The sequence below is a fragment of the Mesorhizobium sp. M0833 genome (assembly GCF_040319905.1).
Lineage (GTDB): Bacteria > Pseudomonadota > Alphaproteobacteria > Rhizobiales > Rhizobiaceae > Mesorhizobium.
Genome location: NZ_JAMYOQ010000004.1, coordinates 225,977 through 247,132, shown reverse-complemented (window position 1 = coordinate 247,132; position 21,156 = coordinate 225,977). Strand labels below are relative to the sequence as shown.

General features: G+C 62.8%; 20 protein-coding genes. 16 read left to right on the top strand and 4 right to left on the bottom strand.

The window, feature by feature from the left end; all coding sequences use genetic code 11:
- Window positions 1–131: 131 nt before the first annotated feature.
- From NKH98_RS07160 to NKH98_RS07120, 9 genes are all read left to right on the top strand, one after another.
- Entirely contained in the window at window positions 132–1,058 is a 927-nt protein-coding gene (locus NKH98_RS07160; protein WP_352475369.1) for a D-alanine--D-alanine ligase, read from the top strand.
- The gene (locus tag NKH98_RS07155; RefSeq protein ID WP_352897357.1) at window positions 1,046–1,987 is read left to right on the top strand and encodes a cell division protein FtsQ/DivIB; all 942 of its coding nucleotides are present in this window, start codon (window positions 1,046–1,048) and stop codon (window positions 1,985–1,987) included. Before NKH98_RS07160 ends, NKH98_RS07155 begins: the two co-directional genes overlap by 13 nt.
- Window positions 1,984–3,291, top strand: coding sequence for a cell division protein FtsA (ftsA, locus tag NKH98_RS07150; RefSeq protein WP_254818984.1), 1,308 nt, complete (start codon window positions 1,984–1,986; stop codon window positions 3,289–3,291). Before NKH98_RS07155 ends, ftsA begins: the two co-directional genes overlap by 4 nt.
- 67 nt (window positions 3,292–3,358) lie before the next feature.
- A complete protein-coding gene (gene ftsZ, locus NKH98_RS07145; RefSeq protein ID WP_254818983.1) occupies window positions 3,359–5,029 on the top strand; it encodes a cell division protein FtsZ in 1,671 nt (556 codons plus the stop codon).
- Window positions 5,030–5,308: 279 nt separating this feature from the next.
- Complete coding sequence (gene lpxC / locus NKH98_RS07140; RefSeq protein WP_352897355.1) at window positions 5,309–6,256, top strand: UDP-3-O-acyl-N-acetylglucosamine deacetylase; 948 nt, start codon at window positions 5,309–5,311, stop codon at window positions 6,254–6,256.
- A gap of 204 nt (window positions 6,257–6,460) precedes the next feature.
- A complete protein-coding gene (locus NKH98_RS07135) occupies window positions 6,461–7,330 on the top strand; it encodes an outer membrane protein assembly factor BamD (RefSeq protein ID WP_254818981.1) in 870 nt (289 codons plus the stop codon).
- A gap of 13 nt (window positions 7,331–7,343) precedes the next feature.
- On the top strand, window positions 7,344–9,017 hold the full coding sequence (gene recN / locus NKH98_RS07130) for a DNA repair protein RecN (protein ID WP_352703490.1): 1,674 nt from the start codon (window positions 7,344–7,346) through the stop codon (window positions 9,015–9,017).
- 255 nt (window positions 9,018–9,272) lie between these two features.
- Window positions 9,273–11,480 carry an NAD-dependent DNA ligase LigA gene (gene ligA / locus NKH98_RS07125; protein WP_352897352.1) on the top strand — a complete coding sequence of 736 codons (2,208 nt, stop codon included), beginning with the start codon at window positions 9,273–9,275 and terminating at the stop codon, window positions 11,478–11,480.
- Window positions 11,480–12,172, top strand: coding sequence for a DUF2461 domain-containing protein (locus NKH98_RS07120; protein ID WP_352897350.1), 693 nt, complete (start codon window positions 11,480–11,482; stop codon window positions 12,170–12,172). Before ligA ends, NKH98_RS07120 begins: the two co-directional genes overlap by 1 nt.
- Before the next feature lie 16 nt (window positions 12,173–12,188).
- Here NKH98_RS07120 and NKH98_RS07115 read toward each other — a convergent pair whose 3' ends face one another.
- Window positions 12,189–12,986: a class I SAM-dependent methyltransferase gene (locus NKH98_RS07115; protein WP_352897348.1), complete on the bottom strand. Its 798-nt coding sequence runs from the start codon at window positions 12,984–12,986 to the stop codon at window positions 12,189–12,191.
- 233 nt (window positions 12,987–13,219) lie between these two features.
- On the opposite strand from NKH98_RS07115, the gene NKH98_RS07110 reads away from it, so the two are divergent.
- The 3 genes from NKH98_RS07110 to NKH98_RS07100 all read left to right on the top strand — a co-directional run bounded on the left by NKH98_RS07110 (window position 13,220) and on the right by NKH98_RS07100 (window position 15,448).
- Complete coding sequence (locus tag NKH98_RS07110) at window positions 13,220–13,948, top strand: AzlC family ABC transporter permease (protein ID WP_352897347.1); 729 nt, start codon at window positions 13,220–13,222, stop codon at window positions 13,946–13,948.
- Window positions 13,945–14,241, top strand: coding sequence for an AzlD family protein (locus NKH98_RS07105; protein WP_352897345.1), 297 nt, complete (start codon window positions 13,945–13,947; stop codon window positions 14,239–14,241). The genes NKH98_RS07110 and NKH98_RS07105 overlap by 4 nt, the downstream gene beginning before the upstream one ends.
- 316 nt (window positions 14,242–14,557) lie before the next feature.
- A complete protein-coding gene (locus tag NKH98_RS07100) occupies window positions 14,558–15,448 on the top strand; it encodes a LysR family transcriptional regulator (protein ID WP_352897343.1) in 891 nt (296 codons plus the stop codon).
- On the opposite strand, the gene NKH98_RS07095 is transcribed toward NKH98_RS07100, so the two are convergent.
- On the bottom strand, window positions 15,438–17,282 hold the full coding sequence (locus NKH98_RS07095) for an aminopeptidase P family protein (RefSeq protein ID WP_352897341.1): 1,845 nt from the start codon (window positions 17,280–17,282) through the stop codon (window positions 15,438–15,440). The two genes, NKH98_RS07100 and NKH98_RS07095, sit on opposite strands and share 11 nt — an antisense overlap.
- Before the next feature lie 36 nt (window positions 17,283–17,318).
- Here NKH98_RS07095 and NKH98_RS07090 point away from each other — a divergent pair, with 36 nt between their 5' ends.
- The gene (locus tag NKH98_RS07090; protein ID WP_352897339.1) at window positions 17,319–17,663 is read left to right on the top strand and encodes a hypothetical protein; all 345 of its coding nucleotides are present in this window, start codon (window positions 17,319–17,321) and stop codon (window positions 17,661–17,663) included.
- A gap of 39 nt (window positions 17,664–17,702) precedes the next feature.
- On the opposite strand, the gene NKH98_RS07085 is transcribed toward NKH98_RS07090, so the two are convergent.
- Together NKH98_RS07085 and NKH98_RS07080 are read right to left on the bottom strand one after the other, a co-directional pair.
- A complete protein-coding gene (locus NKH98_RS07085) occupies window positions 17,703–18,575 on the bottom strand; it encodes a 50S ribosomal protein L11 methyltransferase (protein WP_352897337.1) in 873 nt (290 codons plus the stop codon).
- An 11-nt stretch (window positions 18,576–18,586) separates the two neighbouring features.
- Window positions 18,587–19,165, bottom strand: a complete 579-nt coding sequence (locus NKH98_RS07080) for an SCO family protein (RefSeq protein WP_352875944.1) — start codon at window positions 19,163–19,165, stop codon at window positions 18,587–18,589.
- Window positions 19,166–19,369: 204 nt separating this feature from the next.
- Here NKH98_RS07080 and NKH98_RS07075 point away from each other — a divergent pair, with 204 nt between their 5' ends.
- The 3 genes from NKH98_RS07075 (at window position 19,370) to NKH98_RS07065 (ending at window position 21,116) form a co-directional block, all read left to right on the top strand.
- Entirely contained in the window at window positions 19,370–19,858 is a 489-nt protein-coding gene (locus NKH98_RS07075) for a CreA family protein (RefSeq protein WP_352644685.1), read from the top strand.
- Between the two features lie 97 nt (window positions 19,859–19,955).
- Complete coding sequence (locus tag NKH98_RS07070; RefSeq protein WP_352897335.1) at window positions 19,956–20,597, top strand: DapH/DapD/GlmU-related protein; 642 nt, start codon at window positions 19,956–19,958, stop codon at window positions 20,595–20,597.
- Between the two features lie 87 nt (window positions 20,598–20,684).
- Complete coding sequence (locus NKH98_RS07065) at window positions 20,685–21,116, top strand: low affinity iron permease family protein (RefSeq protein WP_254819100.1); 432 nt, start codon at window positions 20,685–20,687, stop codon at window positions 21,114–21,116.
- The last annotated feature ends 40 nt before the right edge of the window (window positions 21,117–21,156 follow it).

Sequence of the window (21,156 nt, the reverse complement as noted above, 5' to 3'; positions counted from 1 at the left end):
AACCTGCCGGGAGACTCGGACTCAATGTTGCGGAAACACGGAGCGAAGTTGCTCGGCGCGTGTGAGTGTGCGCGATGCTTTTCGGGTCATGCACGATAGTGCAGGCCTGCTGTGAGAGGAAATGACGGGGAATGACAAGCAAGCACGTGGCCGTCCTTCTGGGAGGATTCTCGTCCGAGCGGCCCGTGTCCCTGTCGTCGGGCAAAGCCTGCGCCGATGCGCTCGAGGGAGAGGGCTACCAGGTCACCCGCGTCGACGTCTCGCGCGACATCGGCTCGGTGCTCGGCGCGCTCAAGCCTGACGTCGTCTTCAACGCACTGCACGGCCCTTTCGGCGAGGACGGCACCATCCAGGGTATCCTCGAGTACCTCGCCATTCCGTACACCCATTCGGGCGTGCTTGCCTCGGCGCTCGCGATGAACAAGGAACAGGCCAAGAAGGTCGCCAAGGCGGCCGGCATTCCGGTGGCGGAATCGAAGGTGGCCAATCGCTTCGCCATCCAGAACAAGCACCCGATGAAGCCGCCCTATGTGGTCAAGCCGGTCAACGAAGGGTCGAGCTTCGGTGTCGTCATCGTGCATGAAGGCCAGTCGCATCCGCCGCAGATCATCGGCTCGTCCGAGTGGAGATACGGCGATACGGTCATGGTCGAGCGTTATGTGCACGGGCGGGAATTGACCTGCGCGGTGATGGGCGATGTGGCGCTCGGTGTCTGCGAGATCATCCCGACCGGCCATTCCTTCTACGACTATGATTCAAAATACGTCGCGGGAGGATCAAAACACGAATGCCCGGCAAAACTTTCACCGAATATTTACCAAAAAATACAGACACTGGCACTCAAGGCTCATCAAGCTATCGGCTGTCGGGGCGTTTCCCGGTCGGACTTCCGTTATGACGATCGTCACTCCGAAAACGGCGAAATTGTCTGGCTCGAGGTCAACACCCAGCCGGGCATGACGCCGACGTCTTTGGTGCCGGAAATCGCCGCGCAAGCGGGACACTCGTTCGGCGATTTGTTGAGTTGGATGGTGGAGGACGCTTCGTGTCTGCGTTGAAGTGGGGACAGGGCAGGGAGAAGGGCGCGGCCGGGCCGGCGCTATTCGGCATGCCGTTGTCGTTCGACCATTTCGTGCTGCCGCGCCTGCTCCGCCGGCCGGTGCGCGTGCTGGCGCGCCTCGGCGAAGGCGACTTCGAAGCGCCGCCCTATTGCGCTGCCATGCTGTCGGCGGCACTGCTTGTTTCGAGCGGTGCCTATGGGGCCTATCTCGGCGGGCATGCCGACGCCATCGTCCAGAGTGTCACCGCCCGCACCGGCTTTGCCGTCGACCAGGTCAAGGTTGTGGGCAACCGCGAAACATCCGAGATCGATATTCTCGACAGGCTGGAACTCGACGGCTGGACCTCGCTGATCGGCTTCGACGCCGAAACCGCGCGCGAACGCATCACCACGCTACCCTGGGTCGAAGCCGCGGCAGTGCGCAAGGTCTACCCGCATACGCTGGAAGTGCGCGTCGAGGAGCGCGAGCCGTTCGCGCTGTGGCAGCAAGGCAGCGCGCTTTCGGTCATCGAGAAATCCGGCGCCGTCATTGCGCCGTTCTCCGGCGGCAAGCAGATATTGCTGCCGCTGATCATCGGCACCGGCGCACCGGCCAAAGCGCCGGATTTCCTGGCGAAGATCAAGAACTATCCGGAGCTCGCCGCGCGGATCAAGGGCTATATCCGCATCGGCGAACGGCGCTGGGATCTCAAGCTTGAAAACGGCATCACGATCAAACTTCCCGAAGACGGCGAGGACCAGGCGATTGCCGACCTGGTCAGGATGGACCACGAGAACGGGCTTTTGACGCGCGACATCGCCGCCGTCGACATGCGCCTTTCCGATCGTCTGGTCGTCCAGCTGACGCCGGAGGCGGCGACACAGCGCCAGGCCGCGCTCAACGAAAAGCCCAAGATGCTGAAGCGCAAGCCGGAGACGAAGATATGAGCTGGCTTGGCGGCAATAGCGATGCTTCGGCGCGCCGGTCCGGCATCTTGACGGTGCTGGATGTCGGTTCCAGCAAGGTCTGCTGCGTGGTGGCCAAGCTCAAGCCCCGCGAGGATGGCAAGCTGCTGCGCGGACGCTCGCATCGCGTCCAGGTGATCGGCATCGGCCACCAGAAATCGCAAGGCGTGAAATCGGGCGTCGTCATCGATCTCGACCGCGCCGAGCACGCCATCCGTCTTGCCGTCGACGCCGCGGAACGCATGGCGGGACTGACGGTCGATTCGCTGATCGTCAACATGACTGCGGGCCGGTTGAAGAGCGAGGCTTTTTCGGCCACCATCAATCTCGGCGGCCATGAGGCCGACGAGGCCGACATCAAGCGCGTGCTTGCCGCCGGCGCCAAGCAGGCTCTGCGGGCCGAGCGCGAGGTGATCCATTCGCTTCCCGTAGCCTTTTCTCTGGATGCCGAGCGCGGTGTGCGCGATCCGCGCGGCATGGTTGGCGACCAGCTTGGCGTCGACATGCACGTGCTGACGGGCGACGCGGCGCCTTTGCGCAATCTTGAGCTCTGCATCAACCGCTCGCATCTGTCGGTCGAGCGCATGGTGGCGACGCCTTATGCCAGCGGGCTTGCCGCGCTGGTCGACGACGAGCTCGAAATGGGCGCGGCCTGCATCGACATGGGCGGCGGCACGACGACGATCTCGGTATTTTCGGAAGGCAAGTTCGTCCACGGCGACGCCATCGCGATCGGCGGCAACCACGTCACGCTGGATATGGCCAAGGGCCTGTCGACCTCGCTCGATGCCGCCGAAAGGCTGAAAGTGATGCATGGCTCGGCGCTGCCTGGCAGTGCCGACGACCGCGACCTGGTTTCCATCCATCCGATCGGCGAGGACGGCGAGGTGCCGTTGCAGATCCCGCGCTCGGTGATGACACGCATCATCCGCGCCCGCATCGACGAGACGCTGGAATTGCTGCGCGACCGCCTGAACAAGTCCGGCTACGGCAATGCCGTCGGCAAGCGTGTGGTGCTGACCGGCGGCGCCAGCCAGCTTGCCGGCCTGCCCGAAGCAGCACGCCGCATTCTCGGCCGCAATGTGCGCATTGGCCGCCCGCTTGGCGTGGCAGGCCTGCCCGAGGCGGCCAAGGGGCCGGCTTTTTCGACGCCCGTCGGGCTTCTGATCTACCCGCAGATGGCGAGCTTCGAGAGCCGCCCGGCGAAGGGAATTTCCGGTCTTCGGATGACCGGAACAGGCGGAAAACTGCATCGAATGAGTCAGTGGTTGAGAGACAGTTTTTAATTTGACGGGGACAGCCCCATAGGCGGCCGCGGCGGCGAAGCGGCGGGAAAGGCAAAGGACGAAGACAATGACCATCAATCTGCAGAAGCCGGACATCACCGAGCTCAAGCCGCGCATCACCGTGTTCGGTGTCGGCGGCGGCGGCGGCAATGCCGTCAACAACATGATCACCGCCGGCTTGCGCGGCGTCGAATTCGTGGTGGCCAACACCGACGCACAGGCACTGACGATGTCGAAGGCCGAGCGGCTGATCCAGCTCGGCGCGCATGTCACCGAGGGTCTCGGCGCCGGATCGCAGCCTGAAGTCGGGCGCGCGGCGGCGGAAGAGTGCATCGACGAGATCATCGATCATCTCTCCAACACGCATATGTGCTTCGTCACTGCCGGCATGGGCGGCGGCACCGGCACCGGGGCGGCTCCCGTCGTTGCCCGCGCTGCCCGCGAAAAGGGTATCCTTACCGTCGGCGTCGTCACCAAGCCGTTCCACTTCGAAGGCCAGCGCCGCATGAAGACGGCCGACATGGGTATCGAGGAACTACAGAAATGCGTCGACACCCTGATCGTCATTCCCAACCAGAACCTGTTCCGGCTGGCCAATGACAAGACCACCTTCGCCGATGCCTTCGCCATGGCCGACCAGGTGCTCTATTCGGGCGTTGCCTGCATTACCGACCTGATGGTCAAGGAAGGCCTGATCAATCTCGACTTCGCCGACGTCCGCTCGGTCATGCGCGAAATGGGCAAGGCGATGATGGGAACCGGCGAGGCTTCGGGCGAGGGCCGCGCAATGGCCGCGGCTGAAGCCGCCATCGCCAACCCGCTGCTCGACGAGACCTCGATGAAGGGCGCCAAGGGCCTGCTGATCTCGATCACCGGCGGCCGCGACCTGACCCTGTTCGAAGTCGATGAGGCCGCAACCCGCATTCGCGAAGAGGTCGATCAGGACGCCAACATCATTCTAGGCGCCACCTTCGACGAGGAACTCGAAGGCGTTATCCGCGTGTCGGTGGTCGCCACCGGCATCGACAAATCGGCGGCCGAAATCGCTGCCGCGCCGATCGCCATCCGCGCGGCTCCGCCGAAGCCGGTCAGCCGCCCGGCGGCCCAGGTCACGGAAATGCGCCCGGCGCCTGTCCAGCAACCGATCTATGAACCACGTGCTGCCGATCCGGTCGCCGAGGCCATTCAGCTCGCCGAGGCGAATGCGGCAGCGATGGCGCAGGCCCGCCCGGCACCGGTCGCCCATGCGGAAGACTTCCGTCCGCAGAGCAAGATCTTCCAGGCGCCTCCCGCTCAGCCGCAGCCAATGATGCAGCCGGCGGTTCAGCAAGCGATGCAGCCCGCTCCGCATCGTGAAATGCCGCAGCCGGTTGCCGCGGCACCCCAGCGCATGCCGCGGGTCGAGGATTTCCCGCCGCAGGTGAAGGCCGAAGTGGAAGCCAAGGCCCGCCCGGCCGACCACGAGAACAGCGGCCCGATGGGCTTGCTCAAGCGCCTGACCAACGGCTTGACCCGCCGCGAAGAGGAACCTGCAAGACTGCAGCCGGCGCAGCCTCGCGAACCGAAACTGCGCCAGGCGCCGGCGGAAGTGCGCCGCCTAGCCAGCCAGGATCCGCAGCTTTACGCACCGCGTCGCGGCCAGCTGGATGAGCAGGGCCGCCTGACGCCGCAGAGCCGGGCTGTCCAGGAAGACGATCAGTTGGAGATTCCCGCCTTCCTGCGCCGACAGGCCAATTGATCTGTTAACGGTTCGTAACAGTTGTTAACAGGCGAGCAGGAAACTGTTCGCCTGTTAATATTAAAAACACTTTTAAAACAAAGACTTATGCGGCAATCCCGCGCTGGGCCGCGGTTACAACGAGTAAGAAACCGTGATTTGGAGTCTCCCTGCGGGACCATTATCTTCGCCACCGACCAAAGTCGGTTTGCTGGGAGTCTCGGGGAAGTGGCCCTGCCTGCCGATCAATTAAGAGCCGCGCCCTCAGGGCAGATGAAGCGGACCTAGGCAGTACGGGCTATGGGGATTGTTTTGCACGACTATCAGACGACACTTAAATCGCGTGCGACGCTGACCGGCATCGGCGTTCACAGTGGCAATCCGGTCACTGTCCATTTCCTGCCGGCAGACGCCGATACGGGTGTCGTCTTCCAGCTTTCGAATGCAAACGGAAGCCACGAATTTCGCGCGCTCGTTTCCGAGGTCGGTGCCACCGACCTCTGCACCATGCTCGGCGATCCGCAAGGCGAGCACATCGCCACCGTCGAGCACCTGATGGCGACGCTTTTCGGGCTTGGGATCGACAATCTCGTCATCGAAATCGATGGCCATGAGGTGCCTATCCTCGACGGCAGCGCAGTGATCTTCGTCGAGGCCATTGACCAGGCAGGCATCGAAACGCTGCCGGTCAAGCGTCGCTACATCAGGGTGGTCAAGCCGGTTCGTATCGAGAACGGCGCCTGCTGGGCGGAGTTCCGGCCCTATGACGGCACGCGCTTCGAGATCGAGATCGATTTCGAAAGCCCGGCGATCGGGCGCCAGCTTTTTGCATCCGACATGAACGCCGACATTTTCCGGCGTGACGTCGCGCGGGCCCGCACTTTCGGTTTCATGAAGGACGTCGAGCGGCTGTGGGCGGCCGGCTATGCGCTCGGCTCCTCGTTGGAAAACTCCCTGGTGATCGGCGACGACAACCGCGTGATCAACATCGGAGGCCTGCGCTATCCGAACGAGTTCGCGCGCCACAAGACGATGGATGCGATGGGCGATCTGGCGCTCGCCGGCGCCCGGTTCATCGGCTGCTTCCGCTCCTATCGTGGTGGCCACAGGCTGAACGCCGCTGCGCTGCGTCGTCTCTTGTCGGATCGTTCGGCTTTCGAGATCGTCGAGACGACGCGCCGCGAGCGCGGGCGTACCGCGGAGATGAGCGCCGTCAACGCACCCCTCTATGCGCCCTGGATGATCTGATTCTTAAGGTCTTACGGCCCACGTTGCGGTCAGGCTGTGTTGCATGGATGCATCACTGGCCGGCCAAATTACACAGCTTTCCAGGTGGCGCCAAACCGCCACAAAAATGTGCGATTGGCCGGGGATAGCGTTGCCGGGCAAGGCAATTATGGTTTATGGCAGCTGCCGTCGACTGAAATGACGCCGAAAGGGCGGAATCCAAACATGTTTTTCAAGCGAGTTGGTCAATCGAAGGCGCTGCGGCGGGCTGTTTTCCTGGCGCTTTCGGTGGTCGTTCCATCGCTGTTTCTGTCGGCCTGCATGTCGTCCGAGAAGGACGTCGACCTTTCGACCTATGTCGATCAGACCGAGCCGGCCGACGTGCTTTACAATCAGGGTCTCGCCAATCTGAATGCCGGGCGACTGCAGGAGGCAAGCCGCAAGTTCGATGCCGTCGACCGCCAGCATCCATATTCCGAATTCGCCCGCAAATCGATGGTGATGGGTGCCTTTGCCGACTACCGTCAGGGCAATTACGATGAGGCGATCGGTTCGGCCAAGCGCTACCTGACCCTCTACCCGTCGACCGACGATGCAGCCTATGCCCAATATATTATCGGGCTGAGCTACTACCGCCAGATCAAGGACGTCACCCAGGACCAGAAGGAAGCGCGTCTTACCGCGCAGACGATGCAGGACCTGGTGACGCGCTGGCCGACTTCCGAATATGTCGACGATGCCAAGGAGAAGATCCGCTTCGCCAACGATCAGCTCGCCGGCAAGGAGATGCAGATCGGCCGCTACTATCTCGAGCGCCGCGAATACATCGCGGCCGTCAAACGGTTCCGCAACGTCGTGGAGAACTATTCCAACACACGCCATGTCGAGGAAGCGCTGGCGCGTCTTACCGAGAGCTACTATGCGATGGGGCTGACGTCGGAAGCGCAGACCGCTGCGGCCGTGCTCGGCACCAACTATCCCGACAGCCAGTGGTACAAGGACTCCTACAAGCTCCTGCAGAGTGGTGGGCTCGAGCCGCGCGAGAATGCCGGGTCGTGGATCTCCAAGGCCGGGAAGCTGATCACCGGCGCCTGAGCGGCGCGTCACCATGCTCTCCAGACTGTCGATCCGCGATATCGTTCTGATCGAGAAGCTGGACATCGACTTCTCGTCCGGCCTTTCGGTCCTTACCGGCGAAACCGGCGCCGGAAAATCTATCCTGCTCGACGCGTTGTCGCTGGCGCTTGGCGCCCGCGGCGACGCTTCGCTGGTGCGGCATGGCGCGGCACAAGGCCAGATCATCGCCGTGTTCGACGTGCCGCGCAACCACGCGGCTCGCATGCTGCTTGCCGAGAATGCCATCGAGGACGACGGCGACATCATCCTGCGCCGCGTCCAGACGGCTGACGGCCGCACGCGCGTGTTCGTCAACGATCAGCCGTCCAGCGTGACGCTGATGCGCGACATCGGCCGTGCGCTGGTCGAGATCCACGGCCAGCATGACGAGCGCGCTTTGGTCGATCCCGGCGCCCATCGCGAGTTGCTCGACAGTTTCGGCGGCCATCTCGGCGCTGCTCGGGCAACCGGCGAGGCGTGGCGGCATTGGCGTACCTGCGAGCAGGAATTTTCACGGCACCGGGCCAAAGTCGAGGCAGCCGCCCGTGAGGCCGATTATCTGCGTGCTGCGGTCGCCGAATTGACCAGGCTCGATCCGCAACCGGGCGAAGAGACCGAACTGGCCGAACTGCGCGCCTCGATGATGCGTGCCGAAAAGATCGCCTCGGAAATCCACGATGCGCAGGATGTGCTCTCGGGCCCGTCCTCGCCCTTGCCGCAACTGGCCAGCCTGCTCAGGCGGCTGCAGCGAAAGGCGACCGAAGCGCCCGGGCTGCTCGAGGACGTCGTCAAATCGCTCGACGAAGCGATGCTGTCGCTCGACGCGGCGCAGTCGGGCGTCGAAGCAGCTCTTCGCGCGACCGAATATGATCCGCAGCGGCTGGAGAAGGCAGAGGAGCGGCTGTTTTCGCTGCGTGCCGCCTCGCGCAAGCACAGCGTCGCCGTGGACGACCTGGCGCAATTGCGTGACACCATGGCTGCCGACCTTGCCGATCTCGACGCCGGCGAGGAGCGCCTGCATGCGCTGGAGAAACAGGCTGCAGCGGCGCGCCAGGCCTATGACATTACGGCGGCCCAGCTGTCGTCGCTTCGCCATGCGGCGGCCGTCGGGCTGACCAAGGCGGTAATGGCCGAACTGCCGGCGCTGAAGCTCGAACGGGCCGAGTTCATCGTCGAGATCGCAAGCGATGCCGAGAGCCGCATGGAAGAAGGCATCGACCAGGTCGAGTTCTGGGTGCGCACCAATCCCGGCACCAGGCCCGGCCCAATGATGAAGGTCGCTTCCGGCGGCGAGCTTTCGCGCTTCCTGCTGGCGTTGAAGGTCGCGCTGGCCGATCGCGGGTCGGCGCCGACTTTGGTCTTTGATGAGATTGACACCGGCGTCGGCGGCGCGGTTGCCGACGCCATCGGCCAGCGGCTGGCGCGGCTGGCAAAACGCGTGCAGGTCCTTTCGGTCACGCATGCACCGCAAGTAGCCGCGCGCGCGGCGACGCATTTCCTGATCTCCAAATCAGGCGGTGCCGACCGCGTCTCGACCGGCATCGCCGAGATGGACCGGGCGGCACGGCAGGAAGAGATCGCACGCATGCTCGCCGGCGCCACCATTACAGACGAGGCGCGCGCGGCGGCCGAGCGGCTGCTGCGGGAGAACACCGCGGCAGCCTAGGATCAAACACCTAGAGCGGTTCATCGTTTCACGGAAACGCCGAACCGCTCTACCTCTTTGTTTTGCGCAATTCCGGACGGAAGACCGTTTCACAGTTTTCCTGGAATTGCTCCAGACGAGTTCGTTTCCGACGCTCGCGACCTGAGTCAGGGTATGGCGCCATCCTGCTGTTCAGGAATGATTTTCGATGTCTGGTCTCTCCCTCATGAGAAAATCCTGTTCTATTGTGTCGCGCCACCGTGGAGGGAGCAGTGCATGGACGAAAAACCAGTCGGTTCGCTCAGCGAAAGCGAGGCGGCAAGCGAGTTGATGCGGTTGGCGCAGGAGATCGCCGAGCACGACCGGCGCTACCATGGCGAGGACGCGCCGATAATCACGGATGCGGAATATGACGCGCTGACCCGGCGCAACCTCGCCATCGAACAGCGGTTCCCGCATCTTGTGCGCGAGGATTCGCCCTCGCGCAGGGTCGGCGCGCCGCCGGCGGAAGGTTTTGCCAAGGTGCGGCACGCGGTGCCGATGCTCAGCCTGGCCAAGGCTTATAGCGACCAGGACGTCGCGGACTTCATAGAACGGGGCCGGCGATTCTTTGATCGCGACAAGGATCTGAACATCGCCTTCACGGCAGAGCCGAAGATCGACGGGCTATCGGCCTCCCTGCGGTATGAAGGCGGTGTGTTCGTGCAGGGGGCAACGCGCGGGGACGGCGTCGTCGGCGAGGACATCACAGCCAATCTCAAGACCATCGCCGACATTCCCAAGACCTTGAAGGGATCGGGCTGGCCCGAGGTCATCGAAATACGCGGTGAGGTCTATATGACCTACGCGGAATTCGAGGCGCTGAAGCAACGCTCGGCGGCGATCGGCGGCCAGGATTACGTCAATCCGCGAAATACGGCGGCCGGGTCGCTCCGTCAGAAGGACCCGTCCGTTACCGCCAGCCGCAACCTCAAATTCTTTGCCTACGCCTGGGGCTATACTTCGAAGGATCCAGCTCCGACCCAATACGATTCCGTGCAAAAATTCGCGGAGTGGGGATTCAAGGTCAGTCCGCTGATGGTCCGGGCAAAGTCGGTCGACGAACTGATCGCGCATTATCACCTCATCGAGGCCCAGCGCTCATCGCTTGGCTACGACATCGACGGCGTGGTCTACAAGGTCGATCAATTGGAGCTGCAGCGCAGATGGGGCTTCGTCACCGGCGAACCACGCTGGGCCATCGCTCACAAATTTCCGGCCGAACAGGCGATGACGACCGTGCGCAGGATCGACATTCAGGTCGGCCGTACCGGTACGCTGGCGCCCGTTGCCCGGCTTGCGCCCGTCACGGTCGGCGGCGTCGTGGTCGAGAATGTCACGCTTCACAACGAAGACTACATCAAGGGTCTGGACAGCAACGGCCAGCCGATCCGCGACGGCAACGACATACGTATCGGCGACACGGTGGTCATCCAGCGGGCGGGGGACGTCATTCCGCAGATCGTCAGCGTCGTCGTCGACAAGCGTCCGCCAGACGCCGTGCCCTACGAATTCCCGCACAAATGCCCGATCTGCGGCTCGCCGGCAACGCGCGAGATCAACGAGAAGACCGGCAAGGAAGATTCCCGCCGACGTTGCACCGGCGAGCTGATCTGCCCCGCCCAGGCCGTGGAAGGATTGCGTCACTTCGTGTCACGCGGCGCCATGGATATCGAAGGCCTGGGCGCTGAAAACATTGACCTGTTCTTCAATGCCGGGTTGGTCAAGACAGCAGCCGATATCTTCACTCTCCGGGATCGCCGTCCCGCCGTTATCAAGGCATTGGCGGAGCGGCGGGAGGAGCAGGCCAGACAGCGTGAGGCCGCATCGGGCAAAACGCGGAAGAATGTACGCGGTGTCGAGGAACGCAACTATGAAGGTCTCGACAAGCTCTTCGCTGCCATCGACGCTCGCCGCGAACCGGAACTCGATCGCTTCATCTTTGCGCTGGGCATCCGCCATATCGGCGAAACGACGGCCGCTGTGCTCGCCCGAACCTTCTCGACGATCGAGGAGTTGATCCGCATTGGCAAGGAGACAGCAGCGGCAGCCGATCCACACATCGTTTTTCCTTCGATCAACGGCATCGGCGATACCGTGATAGGCGCTCTTCGCGATTTCTTCGGCAATGAACGCAACGACGCCGTGCTTGAAGCGCTGCTCACACAGGTCCACCCGAAGCCGTACATCGTGAACGTCTCAGCCGATAGTGCGGTCGCCGGCAAGACGATCGTGTTTACAGGCACGCTCGAAAAGATGACGCGCCCCGAGGCCAAGGCGATGGCTGAACGTCTCGGCGCGAAGGTCGCCGGCTCGGTTTCCGCGAAGACCGACCTCGTCGTCGCCGGGCCCGGTGCTGGCTCCAAGCTCAAGCTGGCTGCCGAACACGGTATCGAAGTCATCGATGAGGATGCCTGGCTCGAGCGGATCGGCAAGGGCTCGTGATGCCGGCTGAATTCAATGGTTTTGGTGACAAGGCCATTCCCTTCCTCAAGGCACTGGATTTTCATCAGAGCCGGGAGTGGTTTTTGGAAAACCGCGAGCTCTTCGAGCGGGACCTGCGCAATCCCTTCGGCGATCTGGTCGAGGCGCTCTCCGAGCGCTTCACGGCATTGGGGCTCGGCCTGCGCGGCGACCGCAAGAAGTCGCTGTTCCGGATTAATCGCGACGTGCGTTTCGCCAAGGACAAACGGCCTTACAACCGGCATCTGTCGGCGATCCTTTCGCCCGACGGCACCAAGATGGAACAGGGCGTGTTTTACATCCACATCGGGCTTGAGCGCTGCTTTGCCGCTGTTGCCTGGTGGCAGCCCGGACCGGAGCTATTGCTGGCGCTGCGCAACGCCATCGCAAAGCGGCCGGCTGAGTTCCGCACGCTCGTCGCGGCGCTGAAGAAGAATGGTCTCGAGCTCGACCCGGACGGCTGTATGAAGCGCACGCCGCGCGGCTTCGAGCACGTTATCGAGCCCGATCTCGTGGCCGCCATCCGCAACCGGCATTTCGCCGTCCGGCACGCAATCGAGCCGGCGGATATCTACGGAGCTGGATTGGTCGACGAACTCGTCGACTTCGTCATTCGGGCAAAACCGCTGCTCGACTGGGGCAGGGCGATCGAAGGCAAGGCTTCGCAGCGCTAGCGGAAAAGTCAGACGGTCAGCTGCGCCGCGCAGTGTAGAGGCTGGTGGTCATGTTGCGGGTTATGGAGCCTTGGAACTCGTCGCGGACGATGCGACCCAGCTCCGCCAGGATTGCTTCGCGGTCACTGCGGATGTTGATATTGGAAAAAGTGGCATAGAGGGCGACCGTCTGGTCAGGATCGAGGACGAGCGACCAGACACTTGTCCGATGTTCGATGGCATCGAACGCGCCGGTTCGCTCCAGTGCCGCCACGCGGGCCTCGGCATCAAGGGCGAACGGAATACCATTTGAGCCCGCCGACGGGCTCGAAGGCCCGTCAAGCAGCGCCTTGGTCGCATCATGAAAGGGATCGGGGCGACTGTCGTCGCCGAATACATTCCAGACCATTGCCCACCAGCCGCCCGGCCGAAGCAGCTCTGCGACCTTGATCAGCGCCGTGTCCTCATCCAGCCAATGAAAGGCAGTGGCGCTGACACCGAGATCAAAACCGGCCTTCTCAAGGACGGCATCCTCAAACGCAGAGACGCTCACCGAGAGCGCTTTGTCCTGAATAGTCTCACAAAGGAAAGTCGCGAGGCGGGAATCCGGCTCAATGGCGAGCAACGGGCTCGCGCCCAGTTCGAGTAAGCGGCGCGTTGCAGTTCCTGTACCTGCGCCAATCTCGAACGTCGCCGTGCCATGCGCGAGACGGCACCGCTCACATAGAATTTCGCATACCCAATCAGGATAGCCAGGTCGCGTCGCGTGATAGCTGCCGGGATCCGCGCCGAATGCCAGGCGGCCGAATTTTGGATCGATGGAAAATTCGCTCATTGGAACCACCTGTCCGGCCCAGCAGGTTGGTCTATGGCCGTCGCTTCGGCAAGGACCGATCGTCGCCAACGGATATGCGCTCAGGTACCAAGCCTCTGATTTTGTCCCACAGTCTGGAAGCGAGCTTGCCGCGATGCTTCAGCTATCATTTCCGCTGATCGTTTGCCTCAAGCGAATTGGTGTGACAAGCCGGACCGCCCTCTCTACATACGGCCCTTCCCAAGGAGCGGTCGATGTCGGCGGAAGCAATCTCCGAAAACGGTGCGAGAAGCGATTTCTGGGACGGCGTGCGGCTGAGCATGCCTGTCGTGGTGGCGTCGGCGCCGTTTGCGTTGCTGTTCGGGGCGCTCGCCGTCGACAACGGCTTTTCCGTGATCGAGGCGTTCTTGATGAGCGCAACGGTGTTCGGCGGCGCCAGCCAGATGGTCGGCATCGAGCTGTTCGGGCAGCATGTCGCGCCGTGGCTGATCGTGCTGTCGATCTTCGCCGTGAATTTTCGCCATGTGCTCTATTCGGCCGGTATCGGCCGGCGAATCGCGCATTGGCCCCTAGCGCAGCAGGCGATAGGCTATTTCGTGCTCACCGATCCGCAGTTCGCGGTGGCCGAGCGCAAGGCGGAGGCCGGCGAGACCGTCGGCTTTGCCTGGTATATGGGGCTCGGGCTGCCGGTCTACGTGTTCTGGGTCATCGAAAGCGCGCTCGGGGCGGTGTTCGGCAAACTTATTCCCGACACCCACGCGCTGGGCATCGACTTCCTGCTGCCGATCTATTTTCTCGGCCTGGTCATGAGCTTCCGCAAGCGGCCGCTGTGGCTGCCGGTGGTCGTCGCAAGCGCTGCCGCCTCCATCATTGCTTACAAGACGGTCGGCTCGCCCTGGCATGTCTCCATCGGCGCGCTGGCCGGCGTGCTGCTCGCCGTCATCCTGCCGCCCCGCCACAGCGGCGTGGAGGCACGGCCATGAGCACGACCTTGTGGATCATCGTCGCCGCTTCGATCGCGACCTATTTGACACGCATTGGCGGTCATCTGGTGATCTCACGCTTCGACCATATCCATCCGCGTGTTGAGGCCGGGCTGAACGCCGTGCCGGCGGCGGTGCTGACCACGCTGGTAGCGCCGGCAGCGCTGAGCGCCGGACCTGCGGAATGGGGGGCGTTGGTCGTCCCCGGCCTGGTGTCGCTGCGCGGCGGCCTTATGGCGATGTTCCTGGTGGGTGCTGCCGTGCTGATCCTCGCGCGGCAGGTCGTCGGCTGATCGATTTTTACCTTGGCGGCGAGAGCACACATGCGCTTTACCGCAGCGACTGTTGCCGCGCCGACCCGCGACAGGCTCAGCCAGATCGCCTCCGATCTTTCCTGGTGGGCGCGACGCACGGCGTCGCTATAGAGCGCTTCGCGCTGCTTCGGCGTCAATGCGCTTAGATCGGTCGGCTGGATGCCGAAGGGCTCACGCGACATTTCCATCTCCCCAGGTTTGCCGTGTTCATCGGCAGCTACACCGGCGATTTACGGGAAAGGCATAATCAGCTAAAATGAATAATTAAGATCGTTATGTTCTCCAGGAGAGATGTATGGACTTGGCCGATCTGCGCATCTTCCGCACGGTGGTGCGCGAGGGCGGAATCACCAAGGCGGCGGAAAAACTGTTTCGCGTGCAATCGAACGTGACCACACGCATCCGGCAGCTCGAAGAGGATCTCGGCGTGCAGCTGTTTATCCGGGAGGGCAAGCGCCTGCACGTATCGCCCGCCGGTCACAAATTGGTCGGGTATGCGGATCGGTTGCTGGCGCTTGCAGAGGAGGCCCGAACGGCGATGCTTGATCCACGCCCGCGCGGCACGCTCCGCCTAGGTGCCATGGAGAGCACCGCCGCGGCACGGCTTCCAAGTCTGCTCGCCGAATATCACGCACGTTATCCCGACGTGGAAATCCAGTTGCGCACCGGCAATCCGCAGGTTCTCGCGACCGCCATGCTTGCCGGCGACCTCGATGCAGCGTTCGCCGCCGAGCCGATCGCCGACGCTCCGTTCGAAAAGCTGCCCGCATTTCACGAGCAACTGGTCATTGTCTCGGCGGCATCGCGCGTTTCGATCGACGACCGCCAGGACATGCCCAAAACCATGATAGCCTTCGAGCACGGCTGCCCGCACCGCCGGCGGCTGGAACAATGGTATGCGCGAAGAGGGTTCATGGCCGAGAAAACCATCGAGCTTGGTTCATACCATGCCATCCTCGGTTGCGTGGTGGCTGGCATGGGCATAGCCCTGATGCCGAAAAGTGTGCTTTCGGGTTTCCCAGAGAGCCGCTGGCTAAAGCTGCACGAACTGCCCGCTGACGAAGACAACGCCGTCACGGTGTTGTTTTGGCGTAAGGGAGCCGGTTCTCCCAACGTCACGGCTTTGCAGGGACTGCTTGCGGAGCAAAGTCTGTCACTCGGCGTTGCGGCCGCGACTATTGCTTGAAGTCGTGCGGCAGAGGGGCGGTTGCTTTTTCCAGCCAGGCCAGCGTTTCGCCGTCGAGCATCGGTCCAATCTCGGCCAGTACGCGCGCATGGTATTCGTCAAGCCAATGCAACTCGTCGCGGGTTAAAAGGTCCGATCGGACCAGCCGCTTGTCGATCGGCGCCAGCGTCAGTGTCTCGAAGCCGTGCATGGCGATGTCGCCGCCCTCGATTGCCTCGGCCGGTGTCACCAGGATCAAGTTCTCGATGCGGATGCCGTAGGAACCTTCCTTGTAATAGCCGGGTTCGTTGGAGAGGATCATGCCGGCCAGCAGCTTTTCGGTGCCGGTCTTGGCGATACGTTGCGGGCCCTCATGCACGGCAAGATAGGACCCGACACCGTGCCCGGTGCCATGGGCGAAATCGCAGCCGTGTCTCCATAGCGCCAGGCGCGCCACCGCATCGATTTCGGAGCCGCGCGTGCCCGGGGGAAAGCGCAGCATGGAGATGCCGATCATGCCTTTCAGCACCAGCGTGAAGCGCTCGCGCATCTCTTCGGTCGGCGCGCCGATCGGCACCGTGCGGGTGATGTCGGTGGTGCCGTCCTGGTACTGCCCGCCGGAATCGAGCAGGAACAGCTCGCCATCCCCCAGCTTGCGATTGGTGGCGCGGGAGACGCGGTAGTGCATGATGGCGCCGTTAGGGCCGGCGCCAGAGATGGTGTCGAACGATACGTCGCGCAGCGGCATCTGCGTTTCTTCGCCGGTCTGACGGCGCGTCTCCTCAAGCCTGGTGACAACGGCGATTTCGTCGAGCGTGCCGGGCTTCTGGCGGTCGAGCCAGCACAGCAGCTTGGCGACCGCGGCGCCGTCGCGGCGATGTGCGGCGCGAGCGCCGGCGATCTCAGCTTTGTTCTTTGTTGCGCGTGGAATGCGGGCCGGATCGGCCGTGGCAATGACGGTGCCGCCATTATCCTCGACCAGCATTCTGAGCTTGTCCGCCGCGAGAACCGGGTCCAGCGCGATTTTTGCGCCGCCCTTGGCCCGGGTGACGATTGCCGATTCGAATTCACCTGGTTCGTGCAATTCGGCGAGCTGCGTCAGGTAGGCCGCAACGGTGCGCGAAAACTTGCGCTGGTCCATGAAAAGCAGATGCGAGCCGTCGGCGGCCAGCACGGCAAAGCCGAGCGCCAGCGGTGTGTGCGGTACGTCACCGCCACGGATGTCGAAGGCCCAGGCAATCGAGGAGGGGTCGGTCAGCACGGCATGGGTGGCGCCATCCTTCTCGATGGCCGCTGCCAGCCGCACCAGCTTGTCCTTAGCCAGTTCGCCGGCAAAGCCGATCGGGTGGATCTCGACCGGCGCCAGTGGCGGTCCAGGCTGGTCCTGCCAGATCGCGTCGATCGGATTCGATTCGAGCGGCACCAGTGTCGCGCCGGATTTCTCGGCCGAGGCTTTCAGCGCCTTGACGTCGCTGATCGTATGCAGCCACGGATCGAAGCCCAATCGCACGCCCTTGCCGAGATTGTCCTTGATCCAGTTGGCCGGCGGGTTGTCGACAAGGCTCTCGATCGAAAAGATGTCGAGATCGACCTCCTGGCGCACCTGCAGCGTGTAGCGCCCGTCGACAAACATGACGGCGCGCTCGCCAAGTACAATGACGACACCGGCCGAGCCGCTGAAGCCGGTCAGCCATTTCAGCCGTGCCGAGCGGTCGGCGACATATTCGCCCTGGTGCTCGTCGGCACGGGGCACGATGAAGCCATCCAGCCCGTTCGACGCCAACCATTGGCGCAGCATTGCCACGCGCGGCTTGCCAACGGCCGGATCGCCGGCGGAATCGAAGGACTGGAACATGTCGGCTCTCCTCGAATGATGGCGCGACCGTAGCGCATGACTTCGAAAATCGGAATCGATTTTCGGAACGATCATCCCTGGTCGCCGCAGTGTCTTTTTGTGCATGGAGGTCATGCAGAATCGGCGATTGCAAAAAGCGTCAGCAGAGCTTACCTTCTTAACGTGGAGGAAAAGTCCTGTTGCCCTGCAAAGGAGACCGTCATGTCCTCGATTTCAGCCAGACGCGGATTTTTCAGAAACGCTGTGAAAGCGCTGATCGAAGCTCGCCAGCGCGAAGCGAGCCGGTATGTGAGCGGCGTTCTGCTTGGCTTTGATGACGAAACGCTGAAAGCTCACGGCTACGATCGCGAACAGCTGAAGAAAGCGGCGAACTCGCGCTAGGTCCGAGCAGGTTCCGGCTTGCGTTGAAAGCGTCGCGCCTCAGCGCTTGAGGTGAATCGTCACCCAGCCCTCGCGGTGCAAGGTGCGGACGTGCCGGAATTTCTGGCCGACATAGGCCGCGATTACCGCATCGCGCTGGCGCTCGAGGATGCCCGACAAAACAATCGAGCCACCGAGCGCGATATGCCCGGCCATTTGCGGCGCCAGACGCATCAGCGGCCGCGCCAATATGTTGGCGACGATCAGGTCGAAGGGCGCACGCGCGGCAAAGATCGGATGATGAAAACCGGGCGCCGCTACCGTTTCAATGAGCCCCTTGACGTGGTTCAGCCGCGCATTGGCAGCGGCCACCTTGACGGCGACCGGGTCGATGTCCGTTGCCAGCACCGGAACATGCGCGAGCTTGGCCACCGCGATGGCGAGCACCGCGCTGCCAGTGCCAAGGTCGAGCGCGTTGCGCGGATGCTCGCGCTGTATGACCTGCTCCAGCATTTCGAGGCAGCCGGCGGTGGTGCCGTGATGGCCGGTGCCGAAGGCAAGGCCGGCCTCGATCTCGATGGCGAGTTCGCCGCTGTGGCGCTTCCTGCGGTCATGCGCGCCGTGGACGAAGAAGCGCCCGGCCCGTACCGGCTTCAATCCCTCCAGCGAGCGCGCCACCCAGTCGATGTCGGGCAGCGCTTCTCGCTCTATCGGTTTCGACAGCGACAGTCCGGCCAGGATGTCCCTAAGCCGTGCCTCGACCGCATCGACGTCGTCGTCGGCATAGAGCGATACTTCGTGGATATCGCGGTCCTCGTCGACCTCGAGCACCGCAACCGGCAGGCCCTCTTCGTCGAACGCCGCACCGAGCGCCGCGAAGATGCGATCAGCCTCGATCTTGCCCGCGGTGAAATACAAACGCGTCTGCGTCATTCCCGGATACGTCAACCTTCCGCCGCCAGCCGCTTGAGCTTGGCGATGGCGGCGTCCGGGCTTTCGCCATAGGCAATGGTGCCGGCGAAATCGCCCTTGCCGTTGAGCAGCAGCACCGAAGCGGTGTGGTCCATCGTGTAGTCGCCGTCGTTCGTGTCGACTTTCTTCCAGTAGATGCCGAAGGACTTGGCCATGGCGTGGACCTTATCGGGATCGCCGGTGATGCCGAGGATGCGATCGGAGAAATTGCTGACATACGTGTTCATGATTTCGGGCGTATCGCGCTCCGGGTCGACCGTAACGAAATATGCATGCAGGTTCTTGCCGTCGTCGCCCATCGTCTTCAGCCAGCCGGCCAACTCGAAAAGCGTGGTCGGGCAGACTTCCGGGCAATGCGTGAAGCCAAAAAAGACGACACTGGGGTGGCCACGAAAGGCGGCTTCGGTGACCGGTGCGCCCTTCTGGTCGACCAGCGTGAACGGCGCGCCGAACGGCTCGCCGCCATAATGTCCGCGGTACCAGTCGAACGTTAGCCAGCCGATGCCAGCGGCCATCAGGACGAGAATACCGACCAGAATTGAACGCATCATCAGTGAAGTCCGTCGTCATTTCCATCGGGCGCCGGATTGGCGCCATGAAGCCTTGGCTTGGCGAACACTCTTAGCGGTTCGGTCGCGCCGACGCAAAGATGTCGCGTTGCCGCAACCGGCAATGCTGTGGGGGGCGATCTGCTTGCAAAGCGCGGCCGTTCGTCCCACCTGAGGTCGGCAAAATTCGAACCGCAGGAGGCCTCTTTGCGAAAACTGATTGGCGGCGCGTTGGCCGCATGCCTTGTCATTGGCGCTGGCGCCGCCGCCGCCGAGGAAGTCGGCAAGGTCGGCGTCGATTGGCTCGGCAACGACATCATCGTCGAGGCGATCAAGGATCCGAAGGTCGAGGGAGTAACCTGCCACGTCTCCTATTTCGACCGTGGCATGATCGACCGCCTGCAGAAAGGCAACTGGTTCGAGGACCCGTCCGATTCCTCGATCTCCTGCCGCCAGACCGGGCCGATCACCATTGGGGACATCGACATGAGCGAGGCCGGCGAGGAGGTGTTCAAGCAAGGCATCAGCCTGATCTGGAAAAAGCAGGTGGTGAACCGCATCTACGACAAGGCCAACGAGACGCTGATCTACCTCGCGCATTCGCGCCAGGTGCAGGATGGCTCGGCAAAAATGTCGGTCACCACCGTGCCGCTCTACGGCCAGAATGTGGTGTGGACCAGCGGCAAGCCGAAATAGAGACTAAAGGTGCTCCAGGGTCCTTGGCGCGTCCAAACGGATGCGCGGCGCTGCACTCGGCTTGCGAGACTATGCGCGCGGGCGTAAAGCGCCCCGCATGGACCGTCCCGAACACCTTGTCCTGAAAGATCCCGAGCCGCGCATCCATCCGACGGCGGAGCTGAAGGCGTGCAAGCTTGGACGCTATGCGGCGATCGGCGAGCGCGTCATCTTACGTGAAGTCATGGTCGGCGATTTTTCCTACTTCGAGCGGCATGCCGAGGCGATCTATACGACGATCGGCAAATTCTGCTCGATTGCCGCCAACAGCCGCATCAATGCGCTGGAGCATCCGGTCGAGCGGCTGACGCAGCACAAAATCAGCTATCGGCCCAACGAGTACTTCCGCTGGCTGGGTGTCGATCAGGCGTTCCGCGACCGGCGGCAAGCGAAAGCCGTCAGCATCGGCCATGATGTCTGGATTGGCCATGGCGCCGTGATCATGCCTGGCATAGTGATCGGCAACGGCGCGATCGTCGGTGCCAACGCGGTAGTGACGCGAGACGTGCCGGCCTATGCAATTGTCGCCGGCGTTCCGGCCAGGCCATTGCGGCAGCGCTTCAGCGCGGGAACTGCGGCCCGGATCGAACGTCTTGCCTGGTGGGACTGGCCGGTCGAGAAACTGGCCAGGGCAGTCCCCGACATGCAGGCCTTGCCCATCGAGGCTTTCCTCGACCGCTGGGAAAACGACGCTACCTGATCGTTGCGAGCGCGGCGTGTGCACGGTTTGACCGTGAATTCCTCCTCGCAGGGAACTCGAAGCAGTTGCCGATTGTTTCTCCCTGCCATGATCGAAAAGCTGTTCACCAGGATCGCCAACTATATCGCCCATCTTGCCGGTCTGCCGCCGACGTTTGCCGTCTGTTTCCTGATCATTGTGGTCTGGGCGGTAAGCGGTCCGGTCTTCGGCTTTTCCGATACCTGGCAACTCGTCATCAATACCGGCACCACGATCGTCACCTTCCTGATGGTGTTTCTCATCCAGAACACCCAGAACCGCGACAGCGCGGCGATCCAGGCCAAGCTTGACGAGCTGATCCGCGTCAGCAAAGCCAAGAATACCTTTATCGGCATCGAGCACCTGACCGAATCCGAGCTCGAGGAAATCCGCGCCAAATGTGAACGTGCGGCGAAGCGGCACGACGAACAGATCGCCGACATGGCCGCAGCCAAGGCGGTGGCTAAAAAACGCAACGCGAAGAAGCACGCGGCGGCGTGAGCGAGCTTGTTATCCGGGTTCCTGCCCGAACGGTCGCGGG